The organism is Peribacillus sp. NPDC060253, assembly GCF_042727425.1.
GTDB lineage: Bacteria > Bacillota > Bacilli > Bacillales > DSM-1321 > Peribacillus.
Window position 1 is genome coordinate 1 of sequence record NZ_JBHXAS010000045.1, and the last position, 17044, is coordinate 17044.

At 39.9% G+C, this 17044-nt stretch carries 15 protein-coding genes and 1 pseudogene; 13 read left to right on the forward strand and 3 right to left on the reverse strand.

What is annotated here, in order from left to right; translation table 11 throughout:
• Positions 1 to 99: 99 nt before the first annotated feature.
• The 9 genes from ACFWE9_RS13485 to ACFWE9_RS13525 all read left to right on the forward strand — a co-directional run bounded on the left by ACFWE9_RS13485 (position 100) and on the right by ACFWE9_RS13525 (position 10796).
• The gene (locus ACFWE9_RS13485) at positions 100 to 2952 is read left to right on the forward strand and encodes a 2-oxoglutarate dehydrogenase E1 component (RefSeq protein ID WP_230155413.1); all 2853 of its coding nucleotides are present in this window, start codon (positions 100 to 102) and stop codon (positions 2950 to 2952) included.
• 2 nt (positions 2953 to 2954) lie between these two features.
• Positions 2955 to 4232 carry a 2-oxoglutarate dehydrogenase complex dihydrolipoyllysine-residue succinyltransferase gene (gene odhB / locus ACFWE9_RS13490; protein WP_230155415.1) on the forward strand — a complete coding sequence of 426 codons (1278 nt, stop codon included), beginning with the start codon at positions 2955 to 2957 and terminating at the stop codon, positions 4230 to 4232.
• A 212-nt stretch (positions 4233 to 4444) separates the two neighbouring features.
• Entirely contained in the window at positions 4445 to 5197 is a 753-nt protein-coding gene (locus tag ACFWE9_RS13495) for a DeoR/GlpR family DNA-binding transcription regulator (RefSeq protein WP_230155417.1), read from the forward strand.
• Complete coding sequence (pfkB, locus tag ACFWE9_RS13500) at positions 5197 to 6117, forward strand: 1-phosphofructokinase (protein ID WP_377357175.1); 921 nt, start codon at positions 5197 to 5199, stop codon at positions 6115 to 6117. Before ACFWE9_RS13495 ends, pfkB begins: the two co-directional genes overlap by 1 nt.
• A 4-nt stretch (positions 6118 to 6121) precedes the next feature.
• The gene (locus ACFWE9_RS13505) at positions 6122 to 8020 is read left to right on the forward strand and encodes a PTS fructose transporter subunit IIABC (protein WP_230155421.1); all 1899 of its coding nucleotides are present in this window, start codon (positions 6122 to 6124) and stop codon (positions 8018 to 8020) included.
• 422 nt (positions 8021 to 8442) lie between these two features.
• The gene (locus ACFWE9_RS13510) at positions 8443 to 8679 is read left to right on the forward strand and encodes a hypothetical protein (RefSeq protein ID WP_230155423.1); all 237 of its coding nucleotides are present in this window, start codon (positions 8443 to 8445) and stop codon (positions 8677 to 8679) included.
• Positions 8680 to 9064: 385 nt separating this feature from the next.
• The gene (locus ACFWE9_RS13515) at positions 9065 to 9469 is read left to right on the forward strand and encodes a secondary thiamine-phosphate synthase enzyme YjbQ (protein ID WP_377357178.1); all 405 of its coding nucleotides are present in this window, start codon (positions 9065 to 9067) and stop codon (positions 9467 to 9469) included.
• Between the two features lie 39 nt (positions 9470 to 9508).
• The gene (locus ACFWE9_RS13520; protein ID WP_230155425.1) at positions 9509 to 10084 is read left to right on the forward strand and encodes a GNAT family N-acetyltransferase; all 576 of its coding nucleotides are present in this window, start codon (positions 9509 to 9511) and stop codon (positions 10082 to 10084) included.
• A gap of 106 nt (positions 10085 to 10190) precedes the next feature.
• On the forward strand, positions 10191 to 10796 hold the full coding sequence (locus ACFWE9_RS13525) for a cell wall hydrolase (RefSeq protein ID WP_377357180.1): 606 nt from the start codon (positions 10191 to 10193) through the stop codon (positions 10794 to 10796).
• A 60-nt stretch (positions 10797 to 10856) separates the two neighbouring features.
• Here ACFWE9_RS13525 and ACFWE9_RS13530 read toward each other — a convergent pair whose 3' ends face one another.
• Positions 10857 to 11444 (reverse strand): DUF2087 domain-containing protein, encoded by a 588-nt coding sequence (locus ACFWE9_RS13530; protein ID WP_377357182.1) that lies wholly within the window; start codon positions 11442 to 11444, stop codon positions 10857 to 10859.
• A gap of 159 nt (positions 11445 to 11603) precedes the next feature.
• On the opposite strand from ACFWE9_RS13530, the gene trhA reads away from it, so the two are divergent.
• Together trhA and ACFWE9_RS13540 are read left to right on the forward strand one after the other, a co-directional pair.
• Complete coding sequence (trhA, locus tag ACFWE9_RS13535; RefSeq protein WP_377357184.1) at positions 11604 to 12248, forward strand: PAQR family membrane homeostasis protein TrhA; 645 nt, start codon at positions 11604 to 11606, stop codon at positions 12246 to 12248.
• A gap of 113 nt (positions 12249 to 12361) precedes the next feature.
• Positions 12362 to 12847 carry a YusW family protein gene (locus ACFWE9_RS13540; protein ID WP_377357186.1) on the forward strand — a complete coding sequence of 162 codons (486 nt, stop codon included), beginning with the start codon at positions 12362 to 12364 and terminating at the stop codon, positions 12845 to 12847.
• Between the two features lie 304 nt (positions 12848 to 13151).
• On the opposite strand, the gene ACFWE9_RS13545 is transcribed toward ACFWE9_RS13540, so the two are convergent.
• Positions 13152 to 13724: a biotin transporter BioY gene (locus ACFWE9_RS13545; RefSeq protein ID WP_230155438.1), complete on the reverse strand. Its 573-nt coding sequence runs from the start codon at positions 13722 to 13724 to the stop codon at positions 13152 to 13154.
• A gap of 333 nt (positions 13725 to 14057) precedes the next feature.
• On the opposite strand from ACFWE9_RS13545, the gene ACFWE9_RS13550 reads away from it, so the two are divergent.
• Positions 14058 to 14576, forward strand: coding sequence for an NfeD family membrane protein (locus ACFWE9_RS13550; protein ID WP_230155440.1), 519 nt, complete (start codon positions 14058 to 14060; stop codon positions 14574 to 14576).
• A 21-nt stretch (positions 14577 to 14597) separates the two neighbouring features.
• Positions 14598 to 16130 carry a flotillin lipid rafts scaffold protein FloT gene (locus ACFWE9_RS13555; RefSeq protein WP_230155442.1) on the forward strand — a complete coding sequence of 511 codons (1533 nt, stop codon included), beginning with the start codon at positions 14598 to 14600 and terminating at the stop codon, positions 16128 to 16130.
• A gap of 491 nt (positions 16131 to 16621) precedes the next feature.
• Here ACFWE9_RS13555 and ACFWE9_RS13560 read toward each other — a convergent pair.
• Positions 16622 to 17040: pseudogene (locus tag ACFWE9_RS13560) on the reverse strand (transposase); the annotation flags it as partial.
• Positions 17041 to 17044: the final 4 nt, after the last annotated feature.

The window sequence follows — 17044 nt, forward strand, 5'->3', positions numbered from 1 at the left end:
TTATAAATCATATATTTGGGGAAAAGTTAGAAGAAAGAAATTTGGGGATGGATAAAACGAAATGCAAAAAATTATGAGAGAAATTTGGGGGTTTACAAAATGACCATCAAGGATGCTAAGGCATACGACCCATGGAAAGCTTTTTCTGGTCCAAACCTTGGGTATGTCATGGAGCAGTACGATCTATTTCAAGCCAATCCGGAGGAAGTAGATCCGGAACTGAAAAACTTCTTTGAAGTATCAGGTCCTCCTTCATTCGATGTATCGGCTGAAACAACAATCGGAAGTGCACCAACTGTACAATCTGGAGAAGTTCTTCCAATGAAGAAAATTATGTCTGCAGTAACGTTAGCGGAAAACATCCGTGCATACGGACATCTTGCTGCAACTATCTATCCTTTAAAAGAAGAACCACTTGACACTGAAGAAATTCACTTTGAAAAATATGGGTTGACTGCAGATGATTTAAGGAAAATACCGGCTGACTTAATTTGTCCGGAATCACCTGAAGACGTGAAAGACGGATACGAAGCCGTACAATACCTAAAACAACTTTATACAAAAACGATAGCCTTTGAATTTCACCATGTTAATGACTTGGACGAAAAGCAATGGCTTACAGATATGGTCGAATCCGGAAGCATGTTCCCGGAAGTGTCCAAAGATAAAAAGGAACTATTACTTAAGCGATTGAATGAAGTCGAAGGTTTTGAAAAGTTCCTTCATCGCACATATGTAGGGCAAAAACGTTTCTCTATTGAAGGACTGGATACACTAGTGCCGATTTTAGATGAAATGATTTCACAAACTGTTCAAAATGGAACGGGTAATGTGAATATTGCCATGGCTCACCGGGGACGTTTGAATGTTCTTGCACACGTACTTGGAAAGCCTTATGAGGTCATTTTCTCTGAATTCCAACATTCACCTAATAAAGATTTGGTTCCTTCCGAAGGTTCAACTGGCATTAACAATGGTTGGACTGGCGATGTTAAATACCATTTAGGTCTGGATAAACAAATTACTAAAGCAAATATACAAAAAGCAAGAATTACACTTGCCAATAACCCAAGTCACTTGGAAGTAGTCGGTCCAATCGTGGAAGGGTATTCTCGTGCGGCACAAGAAGACCGTTCTGAAAAAGGATACCCTGTTCAAGACATTTCCAAATCACTTGCAATCCTAATTCATGGTGATGCAGCATTCCCTGGTGAAGGAATTGTACCGGAAACGATTAACTTAAGCCGTTTACGCGGTTATCAGGTTGGCGGAGCTATCCATATCATCGCCAATAACATGATTGGTTTTACAACGGAAAGTGAAGATTCACGTTCAACTAAATATGCTAGTGATTTGGCAAAAGGCTTTGAAGTGCCGATCGTACATGTTAACGCAGATGACCCAGAGGCATGTATTGCCGCTGTGAACCTTGCTAACCAATATCGCGAAAAATACAAGAAAGATTTCTTGATCGACCTTATCGGTTACAGACGTTTCGGCCATAACGAAATGGATGAGCCATTGGTGACACAACCTGAAATGTATGCATTAATCCATAAGCACCCAACCGTTAAAGAGCTTTATGGTAAAAAACTCATTCAATCCGGCGTGTTCACTGAAGATGAAGTTAAAGCAGTTGCTGAGCAAGTGGATACAAGACTTGCAGATGCATATGCGAAAATTTCCGGAAATAAACCGGAAGCTTCTAAAGAGTGTAACCCTCCTGGCATTATTGAAAAAGGACTTCCAGCCATTGAAACGGCAGTTCCGAAACAAGAACTGGTTTCAATTAACGAAGAACTTGTTAATTGGCCTGAAGGATTCACCCCTAATAAAAAATTAGGAAAGATTTTATCACGTCGTTTGGATTCCTTTGGTGCTGACGGTAAAATTGATTGGGCTCATGCTGAAACACTTGCATTTGCATCCATCTTGAGTGACGCTACTCCAATCCGTTTGACAGGACAAGATTCAGAACGTGGAACATTCGCCCAACGTAATATCATGTTACATGACAGTGTTAATGGAAAAACATATTCACCACTTCACACACTTGATACTGCTAAAGCTTCTTTCGCTGTTCATAACAGCCCGCTTACGGAAACGGCAGTTCTTGCTTTTGAATATGGTTATAATGTATTTGCACCTGAAACACTTGTACTATGGGAAGGCCAATTCGGTGACTTTGCAAATACAGCACAAGTGATCTTTGACCAATTTATCGCGGCAGGCCGTGCAAAATGGGGTCAAAAATCAGGTCTTGTCATGCTGCTTCCGCATGGTTATGAAGGACAAGGACCAGAGCATTCCAGTGCACGCCTAGAACGTTTCCTTCAATTGGCGGCTGAGAACAACTGGACAGTTGCTAACTTAAGTTCGGCAGCTCAATATTTCCATATCCTTAGAAGACAAGCCAAGATTTTGGATCAAGAGCAAGTACGTCCACTTGTCATCATGACACCTAAGAGCATGCTTCGTAATCAAGTGATGGCCTCTACAGCTGAAGAATTCAGTGAAGGCTCATTTGAATCTTTCGTAGAAACAAAAGCACTTGGCAAAAAACCTAAATCGGTTGAACGCATTGTTTTTGCATCAGGTAAATTGGCGGTTGAACTTCGTGAAAAAGCGGCAGCTGAACAAAAAACGGATTGGTTGCAAATCATCAGTATCGAAGAAATTTATCCATTCCCGTTCACTGGCGTTCAAGAAGCGTTGAAAAAATATACAAATCTTAAAGAAATCTTCTGGGCTCAAGAAGAACCTAAAAACATGGGGGCTTGGACATTTGTTGAACCACGCCTTAATGCAGCGGCTCCTGGTAACCTTTCAGTAACATATATAGGAAGGAAGCGCAGATCAAGCCCGGCTGAGGGAGATCCACTTGTCCATAAAAATGAACAACAACGGATTATGACTCAAGCAATTACACGCAATAATGAGGGGGAGAAATAAAAATGGCTGAAGTAAAAGTACCTGAATTAGCAGAATCAATTTCTGAAGGATCTATTGCGCAATGGTTAAAACAACCCGGTGACCACGTAGAAAAAGGCGAATATGTCCTTGAACTGGAAACGGATAAAGTAAACGTAGAAATCATTTCAGATTATACGGGTACACTTTCGGAACATTTAGCAGAAGAAGGCGATACTGTCCAAGTTGGACAAGCTATCGCTATCGTTGATGAAAATGGATCAGCTGCAGCAGCTCCAAAAGCGGAAGCTCCTAAGGCTGAAGAAGCCAAAGCAGAGCCAGCTAAAGCGGAAGAAGCTCCAGCTCCATCTCCAGCTAAAGAGGCTCCTAAAGCAGAAACGAGAGAAGCATCATCCACTCAACAAGTTATTGCTTCACCAGCTGCAAGGAAATTGGCTCGTGAAAAAGGAATTGACTTGACTCAAGTGCCTGTAGCCGACCCACTTGGTCGTGTACGTGTACAAGACGTAGAAGCTGCAAGTAATGCACCTGCGGCACCAGCTGCAGCTTCAAAACCAGCACCTGCAGCAAAACAAGCAGCAGCTCCTGTTGAAGTGAATGATGATCGTATTGAAGTGGTTAAGATGACTCGCCGTCGTCAAACCATTGCCAAGCGCCTAGTTCAAGTACAATCCGAAGCAGCCATGCTTACTACTTTTAACGAAGTCGATCTTTCAGCAGTCATGGAATTGCGTAGCCGCCATAAAGATTCTTTCGTGAAAACAAATGATGTTAAACTTGGTTTCATGTCATTTTTCACTAAAGCAGTCATTGGCGCATTGAAGAAATATCCGTTATTGAATGCAGAAATCAAAGGCGACCATATCCTTAAAAAGAACTTTTATGATATCGGTGTAGCCGTATCCACTGACGAAGGTTTAGTCGTTCCGGTTGTAAGGGATGCTGACCGCAAAAGCTTCGCTGAAATCGAAAAGAACATTTCGGATTTAGCTGTTAAAGCGCGTAACAATAAACTAGGACTTTCAGATTTATCTGGTGGAACTTTCACGATTACAAACGGAGGGACTTTCGGTTCCCTATTATCTACACCAATCTTGAATGCCCCTCAAGTTGGGATCTTGGGCATGCATACAATTAAGACACGCCCAATCGCTGTTGGAGATCAAATCGAAAACAGACCAATGATGTACCTTGCATTATCTTACGATCACCGTATCGTTGATGGTAAAGAAGCAGTTGGATTCTTAGTAGCAATCAAAGATATGCTTGAAGATCCAGAGCAACTTTTACTTCAAGGTTAATGAAATAATATGAAAAAACCCCTCTGTCATTATGACAGAGGGGTTTTTTGTGTTAATAAAAAGGCGTATTTTAATAGAAAAAGAAGAGATAGAGAGTCTGGATGAATGGTTTTGGAAGAAATTTTGAATGAATTTGAATATTTTTAAACGTTTGTGATTGATTATTGCTACTATTTCATATATGATGATGATATTAAAGTGAGGTGGGCGGATTGCTGACAACTGAAAGGCACCAGATCATCTTATCGATTCTTAAAGAACAAGGAACGATAAAGCTTCAGGAGCTTGTAGATCAATTACAAGCCTCGGAGTCGACCATACGTAGAGATTTAGTGCAACTAGAAGAAATGAAGCACTTGAAACGTGTGCATGGCGGGGCCTCTTTACTTCAAAGAAAAGGCCTTGAACCAACTACTATGGAAAAGCTAAATAAAGCAATAGCTGAAAAACAACGGATAGCAAAGCTAGCGTCTTCATTCATTGAGAAAAATGATTGTATATATCTTGATGCTGGTACCACAACTGCAGAAATGATTCCTTATTTAAAGGATAAGAATGTAACTGTCCTGACAAATGGTCTTATGCATATTCCAAAACTGATCGAATTGGAAATCAAGACTGTTTTAGTTGGTGGAACGATTAAATTCTCGACAAATGCGGTTATAGGAAGTAATGCTGTACAATTTTTAAATGAATACCGTTTTGATAAATGTTTCTTGGGAATGAACGGAATCCATCAAGAACTGGGTTTTACAACTCCGGACCCGGAAGAAGCTCTATTGAAGAAGATGGCATTACGGCTTTCTAACGAAACCTACGTGCTTGCTGACAGTTCAAAACTGAATGATGCCACTTTCGCAAAGGTTGCAGATGTAAGCGATGCCATAATCATTACTGATTGCAATGATGAAGAGGCGATTGCTCAACTTCATAAAAATCCTCAGGTAAAGGTCGTGACCATTTAATGATATATACAGTGACACTCAACCCATCCATCGATTATCTGGTCGAGGTGGAAAGCTTTCAAATAGGCAAGGTGAATCGAACTAGTTATGATGCCAAATTCCCAGGAGGGAAAGGGATTAATGTTTCCCGAGTGCTTAAAAGACTTGGAAATGTTACGACAGCTTTAGGATTCATCGGGGGACAAACTGGTGAATTTGTAAAAAGATTTTTAAGACAAGAAGAGATCTTCACCGACTTTACAGAGATAGCGGGAGATACAAGAATCAACATTAAATTGAAAACTGGGTTGGAGACCGAAATTAATAGCCAAGGGCCCGTTATATCTAAAGGGAATTATCAACAATTATTTAGCCAGATTGAACAGTTGCAAAATAATGATATTCTCATTTTGTCAGGCAGCATCCCTTCAAGCGTTCCTTCGGAAGTATACGAAGCCATGGCTAAGTCTTGTTCAGATAACGGCATTAAAGTGGTGGTAGATACGAGTGGTAAGGAATTATTGAATGTCCTTCCATATCGGCCATTTCTGATAAAGCCTAACCATCATGAATTGGGTGACCTTTTTTCTACTGAAATTAGAACTGTTGATGATGCAATCGAATATGGCACGAAATTGGTTGAAGCAGGAGCACAGAATGTCATTGTTTCAATGGCAGGACAGGGTGCCGTGCTTTGTTCGATGGGAGAGTCATATTCCGCAAATGTACCAAAAGGAAAAGTCATTAACTCAGTAGGTGCCGGTGATTCCATGGTGGCTGGTTTTATAGGGACATATGAAAAAACTGAGGATATATTATCTGCTTTTCGATTCAGCCTTGCAGCAGGGAGCGCAACAGCCTTCTCATCCGATCTTTGTACTATGGATAAAATCGAAGAGTTAACACCGCAAATTGAAATCGTTCAACTAACAGGAGGCTGACTCTATGAAGATTACTGATTTATTAAAATTGGATACAATCATAATCAATTTACAAAGTGTTACAAAGCAAGCTGTCATTGATGAACTATCAGGGCAGTTAGCCAAGGCTGACAGATTAAACGATAGGGAGGCTTTCAAAGCCGCTATCTTAAAACGTGAAGAACAAAGCACAACAGGGATTGGTGAAGGGATAGCCATTCCACACGCTAAAACAAGTGCTGTAAGGATTCCTGCCATCTGTTTCGGCAAATCAGTTAATGGAGTGGATTATGAATCGCTGGACGGCCAGCCAGCCCATCTGTTCTTTATGATTGCAGCAAGTGAAGGTGCGAATGCGGATCACTTGGAAACCCTTTCCCGACTTTCATCACTACTGATGGATGATAAATTCAGAGCCAAATTGATTTCGGCTTCCTCTGGTGAAGAAGTGTTAGAGATCATCAATCAAAAAGAAATGGAAGCGGATGAAGAAGAAAGAGAAGAGAAGCAATCAAATAACGGTGATGGCAGTTATAAAAAAGGAAAAATCCTTGCCGTTACAGCCTGTCCAACAGGAATTGCCCATACTTATATGGCAGCTGATGCGTTAAAGGCGAAAGCGAAGGAAATGGGAATTGATTTCAAAGTAGAAACAAATGGTTCAACAGGAATCAAGAATGGTTTAACATCTGCCGAAATTGAAGAGGCGGATGCAATTATCGTTGCAGCGGATAAGCAGGTGGAAATGGATCGTTTTAATGGAAAACATGTCATCATTGTTCCGGTTGCTCATGGGATTCGGAAGACCGAGGAGCTATTAACAAGAGCCTTGAATCAAGATGCCCCTGTTTTCAATGGAAATGGAAATAGAAATGATAAAAGTGATGAAGGTGATTCTTCAAAAGGAGGGCTTGGGATATACAAGCACTTGATGAATGGTGTAAGTAATATGCTTCCATTTGTTGTCGGAGGCGGTATCTTGGTTGCGCTTTCTTTCTTTTTTGGAATCGAGGCAGCCGATCCCGCTAATCCGGAATATAATCCCATTGCCAAAGCATTAAGTGATATTGGGGGTGGAACGAATGGTGCTTTCTTCTTACTTGTTCCTGTCCTTGCCGGATTCATTGCTTCGAGTATAGCCGATCGACCAGGTTTTGCTCCTGGTATGGTTGGGGGATTATTAGCAGCACAAGCGAACGCCGGTTTTCTTGGCGGACTAATAGCCGGTTTCCTTGCAGGATATGTCGTCTTACTTTTAAAGAAAGTGTTCTCCAAGTTACCACATACGCTCGAAGGCATTAAACCAGTTTTACTTTATCCAGTCTTCGGCATGTTAATTACAGGTTTGATCATGCTATTTCTCATAAATGAACCAGTAACCGCAATTAACATGGGCTTGACCAATTGGCTGCAAGGTTTATCTGGTACGAACGCAATATTCCTTGGATTGATTCTTGGGGGGATGATGGCTGTAGATATGGGTGGTCCCCTAAACAAGGCTGCCTTCACTTTTGGGCTAGCGGCCATTGAAGCTCAAAGTTTTGGACCGCATGCTGCTGTAATGGCTGGTGGAATGGTTCCTCCTCTAGGGATTGCCTTTGCCACTACATTCTTTAAAAGCAAATTCACTGAAATGGAAAGAAAATCAGGGTTCACTAATTACTTCATGGGTGCTTCGTTCATTACAGAAGGAGCCATTCCTTTTGCGGCAGCGGATCCATTGCGTGTTATCATTAGCAGTGTTATCGGTGCAGCGACAGCGGGAGCACTATCAATGGCTTTTAACGTGACTCTCCCTGCACCACATGGTGGAATATTTGTCATCCCACTTGTCAATCACCCATTTCTCTATTTACTGGCCATTTTAATAGGATCCCTCATCACCGCCTTACTATTGGGGTTCTGGAAAAAGAAACGGATATAAAAAACACTGAAAGAAAGCGGGTCCAAGTACATTGGATCCGCATTCAGTTTGTAGACAAAAAGGTTTCGGAATGGCCTCATTCCGAAACCTTTTTGATTTTTTTATTGGATGGAAGCAGTTATAGATAGAGGCTCTAAGATATGACTATCATGCGTATTGTCTGCTGCCGCATAAAACGAATAGTCAAACGGTTTTGCTCTGTTGCACATAGTAGCCACTCTTAAGAATCACTTGAACTTTCTTTAATCTCCTTGTTTTCTTCATCGAGCTTTGTCTAATTGGGTTTTCACAATATTGAAGTGATAATGTATCTATAAGAAAAATCATTGTAGATAGATGTTTGTTACCGATTAACGAAACTTATCAGTCATTAAGAACGTACAATATTGTAATGATGACCTAAAAACAGGGAGGAAGAAAGTATGGACTTGACCCAAAAACAACGAAGCTTGTTGCTATCATTAACCACTGAATGGCAGACACCGATGCAAATTGCTGGCCGTCTTCCGAAAGAATGGGGAAATCTATCCTGTGTAAATCAGTCGCTTAAAGATTTAATGCGTGAAGGATTCGTGCAAGCTAATCCAGTTATGTTCGGTCTGTTCCGATTAACCACGGATGGCACGACCATAAAGGAGTTAGAATTGGGTGAGAACTAATGTAATAAAAGATATATGATTATTTATTAAATGTGGTTTGGATTGGATTTTTCGCGCAGTCCTCAATTGATCAATCCGGATTCAAACCATACTCCCCCATACCTTTTTAAGGCTGCAGGTATCCCCTCTAACAATAGAATCTCCGAGAAAAACTTCCTCAATCGGTCGACTTTATGTAGGAGAGGCTAATTGGAATTGTGATTTAAAATACCCCCTCATTGCTTATAAATCCAATATTAAAACAAAAAAAATAATAAGGGTGGCTAAATCTTTTGATTACAGTCGATAAGTTTTGCTAATCTTAATATCGACTGTCTTATTAAAGCGTGAATTTTTATGTTTATGGGTAAAGGAATATAAAAACGAACAAAAGGAGTGAACGAACATGTTGAAGAAAAATATCTTAAAAACGACTAAAAGGGATGATATGATTGATGTTACGACAGAAGTACAGGCATTCATCTCGGAAAGCGGGATTCAAGAGGGGATAGCTCTTATTTATTGCCCACATACAACTGCTGGGATCACAATTAATGAAAATGCAGATCCAGATGTCAAAAAGGATATGCTTAGAAGATTGGATGAGCAATACCCATGGAATCATACTTTGGATTTACATATGGAAGGAAATACAGCAGCCCACTTGAAATCAAGTACGGTTGGTTCTTCACAACAGGTGATCATTCATAAAGGGAGTTTAATCCTTGGTACATGGCAAGGGGTGTATTTTTGTGAATTCGATGGCCCTAGAGAGAGACAATATTTTATAAAATTAGGTGTCGACCGGTAAAATCGCAGGTTCACCAAGGATGAAGTGGGAGGAAACGGATTGGATGATGTTTGGATTGAAGGAAGCAGAGTGATATTGAGGAACGTTAAACAAGCCGATTTAAAACGTTTGTGGAGTCTGAAATATGGAGAAGTCAATCCAGAATGGAAAAAGTGGGATGCCCCTTATTACCCTCTTGAACTCATTGATTTCAATACGTATACAGATAAAGAAATGAAGCATAGAGCCTATGATGAGAAGATGGGGGCTTATTCCGAGCTTTTGATGGAGAAAAATAATCAAATAATCGGTTCGGTTGTACATTATTGGGAACATGAACCATCACGTTGGCTTGAAATCGGCATAACGATTTTTAATCCTAAGTATTGGAATGGCGGTTATGGAACCGAGGCATTAAAGATGTTTATAGGCTATTTGTTTGAAAATATGCTTATTGAACGAGTAGGACTGACGACTTGGTCAGGTAATGAGCGTATGATGGCTGTTGGAGAAAAAGTAGGAATGCAGGTAGAGGGAAGAATGAGAAAATGCCGTTATTTTAATGGATTTTATTATGATTCAATCAGAATGGGAATACTGCGTGAAGAATGGGAATCTTTAAAATATCGAAGTTAACTGATATATGTAATTATTTTCCTTGTTTTCCTTGGAAAAAATTTAGCACTGTTTTATCGAAAAGGGTCTGTTATCCTAGGTAGATGCTTAACGAGGAGGTTACAGGATGAAATTATCAATATTAATACCCGTGATAATAACTCTTAGCGTCATCGTACTTGGGATAGTTTTTCCTAAAGGAACGACCAGTAAAGCTTCTGATGGGGCAACCGAACATGTCATCAAACAAGGTGAATCGATATGGGATATTGCGAAGCAGTATGGAGTACCAATCGGGAAGTTAAAAGAAGTCAATCATAATGTCAATAATGTTGCCGAGCCTGGTAAAACATTGATTATTCCACATGTAATGAATGAAAAAGATAAAGAATTATTGGCAAGACTTGTGCACGCAGAAGCAAAAGGGGAGCCTTACAGAGGAAAGGTAGAGGTAGCAGGAGTAGTATTGAATCGCCTTGATAGCAAAGAATTTCCTGATACGGTCCGGGAAGTGATCTATCAAAAAAATCAATTCTCGCCTGTTGGTGATGGCAGCATAAACAAACCTGCCGGAGCTGATGCCAAGAAGGCTGTCAATGAAGCGATAGCAATTCATGGTTACACAAATGATGCATTGTATTTCTGGAACCCGAGTATTTCGGACAGTGAATGGATGAAACATTTGGAGGTAATCAAAATTATCGGCGGCCACCATTTTGCTATATCAACTTAAATGAAGAACCGGCACACCCGTGTTAAGGGAGGGCCGGTTTTTTACCTATAAAAAGATTTTTTAAATGATATCAGCCCACATTTCTCGGGGATTCAATTCATATATGCTGTTTTCGCGGTACATGATGCTACCGATAATGAGTTCACGTCTTATTGTTGCATAATCATCATGGAAGGTCTGGATGAATTCATTCAATTCTTTTTCTGAATACTTACGCCCGTTTTCCAATGAGCTGGCTATATGATATAGAACGATCATTTTCTTTTTTCTTTGGGCTGGGATGGTTTTTAATCGACCATCTGCTGTAAAGAAATTATCAAGGATTTTTTTATGCTCTACAATCAGCTTTTGATTATCCACTTTATTAGTATCCCCCTTATTTGAAACCATTTTAGGTAATGCTGCAGAATAATGCTCCAGGACATCTTCATTCAAAAAATAATATACCGTATTTTTTTCCTTCCGATCCGTCACCAAATTAGCGTCTTTCAATTTCGTTATATGGTGCGATATGGTTGGAGCTGTTAACTTTAATATTCCGGCAAGTGCCTGGCCGTGTTTGGGACCATTTGCAAGAATGGATAGAATCCTTATCCTAGTCACATCACCTATCGTTTTATGGAAAGCGACCAATTTTTCTAATTGCACGTTCATCCCCCCTAGTTAGATCAATGTCTAATTAGATGATAATCTAACTAGTCAGTGGTTTTCAAGTTAATTTTTACTTTTCTATATTGCTTTGAAGAACTAATGTATAATTGAGATGTATAGTAATAGATTTTTATTCGTTGATTAAGGAGCTGTAATATGGCTAATACGCATGTTTATACAAAAAAAGAAGAAGTGGTCAATGCGATAACTCACGGAGTCGGTGCTTTGCTGAGTATTGCGGCTCTTGTATTTTTAATCATTTTCTCAGTCCAGAAAGGCTCGCCGTGGCATGTAGTCATTTCAGTCATTTATGGCGTTTCGATGCTTATTTTATATGTCTCATCTACTTTAGTTCATAGTTTTCCACAAGGAAAAACGAAGGATATATTTGAATTCTTTGATCATTCAGCCATATATATTTTCATCGCAGGAACATACACACCGATCATGCTGCTAGTGATACAAGGGTCACTAGGCTGGACATTGCTTGGAATCATTTGGGCAGTCGCAATCATTGGCGTCGTCTTCAAAGCTTTCTATGTGAAAAAATTCCTATTCCTTTCAACCATTCTCTATATTGCGATGGGGTGGATGATCGTTATCGTATGGGGACCGCTTACAGCCACGATGCCTTCAGCTGGTATACAGTTACTGATTGCAGGGGGATTGCTTTATACGTTTGGGGCTATCTTTTATGTTTGGCGCGGTTTTCCGTTCCATCACGCAGTTTGGCATGTATTCGTGCTTGGGGGGTCTGTAACACACTTTTTTGCTGTATTGCTTTATATCATTCCACTATGATCAATCCTGAAAGTTATCTAACTTGGTCGATTTTATATCTGAGGGATTTTTGAGGTTTTAAATAAACCCTATTAGGAAATAGATAAGGTATATAGACTAAGGAGGAAGTGCTAATGAGAAAAACCATCAAAATAATATCAGTCCCGTTTGCCGCTATGCTTGTTTTGGCTGGATGCGGGGAAGAAAACGATGAAGTGAAAAACCCCCCGGTTCAGGAAAATGAAAATCAAGCAGAAACAAATCCTGGAACAGGGACGGATAATAATGATAAACTGCCTTTCACTTACAAGGATTTTCAATTAGAAGTGGATTATGCGGGCAATGATAACGAATACGAAGCTGAATATGATACAATGGGAGCTCAAACAGAAGCTTCAATCGATGACAAACTAAACAAACATGAAGTTCAAGGTGATGAAGCAATGGAAGAATTGACACCGATTTTAGAAAAATTGACATTCACCAAGGATTCAACAGAGGAAGAAGTCATTCAAGAAGTGACAAAAGCTTTTGGTTTGAAGGATGACTATGAAGAATTCGACTTAGAGGTCGTTTTCGATGATAATACGAAGAAAGAATATAAAGTGAATAATAAATAACTAAAACCGTTACTATCCTCTTCTTAAAGTCAAAAAAATGGTAACGTGTATCCGCAATAGTTGTCAAAAAGCTGTTCCTATAGTAAAATAAGTACGGTTAGCAAAGGGGTTCACATACAATTGCTATTCATATTCGGACTTATGGGGATAGGACCGCAATAAACACTTGTAAAAAAAGATTCTTTTTATAAGAGTCTTTTTTTGTAAAAGTGGTCTTTTTTAAAATTATGATTTCAGTAAATAGTAACAAGATGAGAGAGGGTACCGCAAAGCGGTACCCTCTCTTTCATTCACCCAATGATCCTCATTGGGAAATTGTTGGATTTTTCTTTGGCAACATGTTAGCCGACGCTAACCTTGACCGGATTGTAATACCAAGCCATGATGCAAGGAAGGCCTTCAGAATGCCTACAATTATAAATGGAGCAAAACCACTGGCAAACGCTACTGTCCATGATAATGAGCTCATATATTTTAACCAAACCGTACCGATGATCAAGGTGAGGATCATCCCGATTATATTTGCGACAAAAGCCATAGCAACTGAAAAACGAGTTTTTTCCAATATCAAGCCGGTTATATATACTGTCGGGATATAGGATAATAAATAACCACCGGTTGGACCGAATATTTTGGCTAGTCCTCCAGACATTTCAGCGAACACTGGTACTCCTGCAGCTCCTATGAACAAGTATAATAAAACGGATGAAGTTCCATAACGTGAACCTAGTATCGTGGCAGCCAGTCCTACAGCCAGAGTCTGTCCTGTAATCGGTACCAAGGGCAGTGGAATTGTAATTTGGGCAAGTATTCCAATAAGTGCTGCAAATAAGGCTGTAACCATCATCATTCTTAACTTCTCATGCCTTTCCTTCATCGTGCTTCCTCCTATTGTAAACCTATTATCAAACGAGTTAACATATAATAAATTTTAATCTGTTAAGCAAACACTGTCAATAATATTATGAATTTTATTGAATTTTATCAAGCTGTTTGTAAAATGGTCGAGTAATATAAAAAACGAAAAAATGGAGGGTATCTTCAAACTTGGAAAAATATGAAACTTTTTGAAGCTGTTATTCGTATGAATGGTAAGCAAAGAAATTGGAGGGGATTATGAACATAGTTTTTTCATTAGGAAGATAAGACGCTTAGCCTAGGTCGTAAAAAGGATGCGACTTAGAAAAATCAAATTTAAAGGATGAAAGAGATGGATTTATTTGGAGTTCCATTTGAAACAGTCTATTTATATGGATTAATCATATTCGGAGGGCTAACTTTCTTATTTATCTTGTTTAATGATATATTTTCTGGCCTGGAATTACCGGATATATTTAATCCAACGCTCATTTTTAGTTTTTTGACCGTATTTTTTGCCAGTGGTTTTTTGCTTGAATCACTTACAGGACTGAATAGTGGATGGAGTGCTGGCATTTCACTGCTTTTTTCATTTTCCATCGTCACCTTATTGAATGTATTTGTTTTGATTCCCATCTCATCAGCGGAAGAGAGTCTAACATTTCATGAAAATGACCTGAGAGGGAGGGTTGGCAGGGTCCTGACATCAATCCCTGTTGACGGATTTGGGGAAGTCCTGATTGAAAGTCTCAGTGGAAGCATCGCGAAAACTGCGGCCAGTTATAAAAATGAAGGAATTGTTTCGGATACAAAAGTCTTGATCATCGAAGTTAAAAATGGGGTTGTCTATGTATTGCCCCATCAGGATTAAAAAAAGGGTAGGAGGTAGTTTATGTTTAATTTGATTTGGGTTGTCGTCGCCATTGTTGCATTTTTACTTATCGCACTTATTGCTGTCTTTATTACAAAATATCGAACGGCCGGTCCTGATGAAGCATTGATTGTGACCGGAAGCTACTTAGGAAGCAAAAATGTTCACATCGACGAATCAGGAAATAAAATCAAGATCGTTCGAGGTGGAGGGGCTTTCGTTCTGCCGGTGTTCCAGCAAGCAGAACCGTTGAGCTTGTTGTCAAGCAAACTTGAGGTCTCAACTCCCGAAGTATACACAGAACAGGGTGTTCCAGTCATGGCTGATGGCGTGTCAATTATCAAGATTGGCAGCTCGATCACGGATATTGCCACAGCGGCTGAGCAATTTCTTGGCAAATCGAAAGATGACCGAGAACAGGAAGCCCGTGAAGTATTAGAAGGACATCTTCGCTCCATACTTGGTTCGATGACAGTAGAGGAAATTTATAAAAATCGCGAAAAGTTTTCCCAGGAAGTACAGAGGGTAGCCTCCCAGGATTTAGCTAAAATGGGGCTCATCATCGTATCATTCACAATAAAAGATGTTCGTGACAAAAATGGATATCTTGAATCCCTTGGTAAGCCAAGAATTGCACAAGTCAAGAGAGATGCCGATATAGCTACCGCAGAAGCAGAGAAAGAAACGCGAATCAAGCGTGCCGAAGCGTCGAAGGAAGCACAGCAAGCCGAACTTGAGAGGGCAACAGAAATTGCCGAAGCTGAAAAAATAAACAAGCTGAAGGTAGCTGAGTTCAGACGTGAGCAAGATATTGCCAAAGCACGTGCTGACCAAGCATATGATCTTGAAACGGCCAGATCCAAGCAGGATGTAACGGAACAGGAAATGCAAATCAGGATCATCGAACGACAGAAGCAGATCGAGTTAGAGGAAAAAGAAATCCTCCGCCGTGAAAAGCAATATGATTCAGAAGTGAAGAAAAAGGCGGATGCCGACCGTTATGCGGTAGAGCAGGCTGCTTCCGCTAACAAGATGAAACAAATTACAGAAGCGGATGCCGATAAGTATAAAATTGAAGCCATGGCGAAAGCAGAAGCGGAACGTGTTCGAATGGATGGTCTTGCTAAAGCGGACGCACAAAGGGCACAAGGTACCACTGAAGCCGAAATCATCCGGTTAAAAGGGGTAGCCGAGGCTGAAGCCAAGCAGAAGATTGCTGAAGCTTTTGAACAGTTCGGCCAAGCGGCCGTTATGGATATGATTTTGAAAATGCTGCCGGAGTATGCTAAACAAGTGGCAAGCCCTCTTAGTAATATTGACAAAATTACTGTTGTGGACACGGGTGGAAGCGGTGCGAATGGCGGGGCTAATAAAGTGACCGGGTATGCAACGAATTTAATGGCGACACTGCAGGAATCATTAAAGGCTTCTTCGGGCATTGATGTTAAAGACTTGCTTGAGAATTTCTCAGGAAAGCGAAATATACCATTGTCCGCCATCAATCAAGAGAATGTTGAAGCAAATAAGAATTTGGCAGCAGGCAAGGAAGAGTAGCAGAGAAGATGTTAATAATACTGTTCATCACATGAAATTAAAGCTGTTGCATTAGAATAAGAAGTACTGCAAAAGACAAAAAAGAATGTAAATAACATAAATAATATTGAAGAAATAGCCATTAAGAGCAATAGGGCCAAATCATACAAGAAGAAGCAACAGATATACAATCTGTTGCTTCTTCTTGTTGAAGTGCATGGACATTTATTCTGTGAACTCGATTGAATATTCATAGGTGTTGCCGTTTGGTATTGTAGCGAAACAGAAATCCTACTGCCGTATACAATGGGTCCTTTCCCATCTTCAAAGTCGATTCCCATACTCATTGAGGATGACGGATCAATACTAGCTACAACTCCAAATCAGCTAAGTCCTCTGGTGGGTAAGTTTGGAGAAAGTTAACTATTATTAAACTATACGAATATGTATCTAAAACAGTAAGCCCAATCCTTGGATTTGAGTCAATATTTTGGATACAAAAAAGTTAAATCTTAAGCTGTATTCCTAATTAAATCTTCAATGGCTTGTGGGGTTTGATAGCCCAAGTTGCTGTGGATTCTTTTTCGGTTATACCAACCTTCAATAAATTGGAACATCGCTAATTTAGCTGTTTGATAGTCTAGATATTGTACGTGGTTGACTTCTTCCTTTTTTAATAGGGCATGAAAGGATTCAATACAGGCATTATCGTACGGGCAACCTTTCTGACTAAAGGATCGCTTAATCTGATGATTTTGGATATGTTGAGTAAACTCACTACTTGTATATTGTGAGAAAAATCCGTATTAAGAACTAAGCCCTCCGAGGGCTTTTGGGAAAAGTGAGCGTTATTGAAAGCTTGTATAACCAGTTCTGTCGTCATTGATCGAGAAAATGAACACCCAACTATTTTCTTAGAATGAAGGTCCAATTTC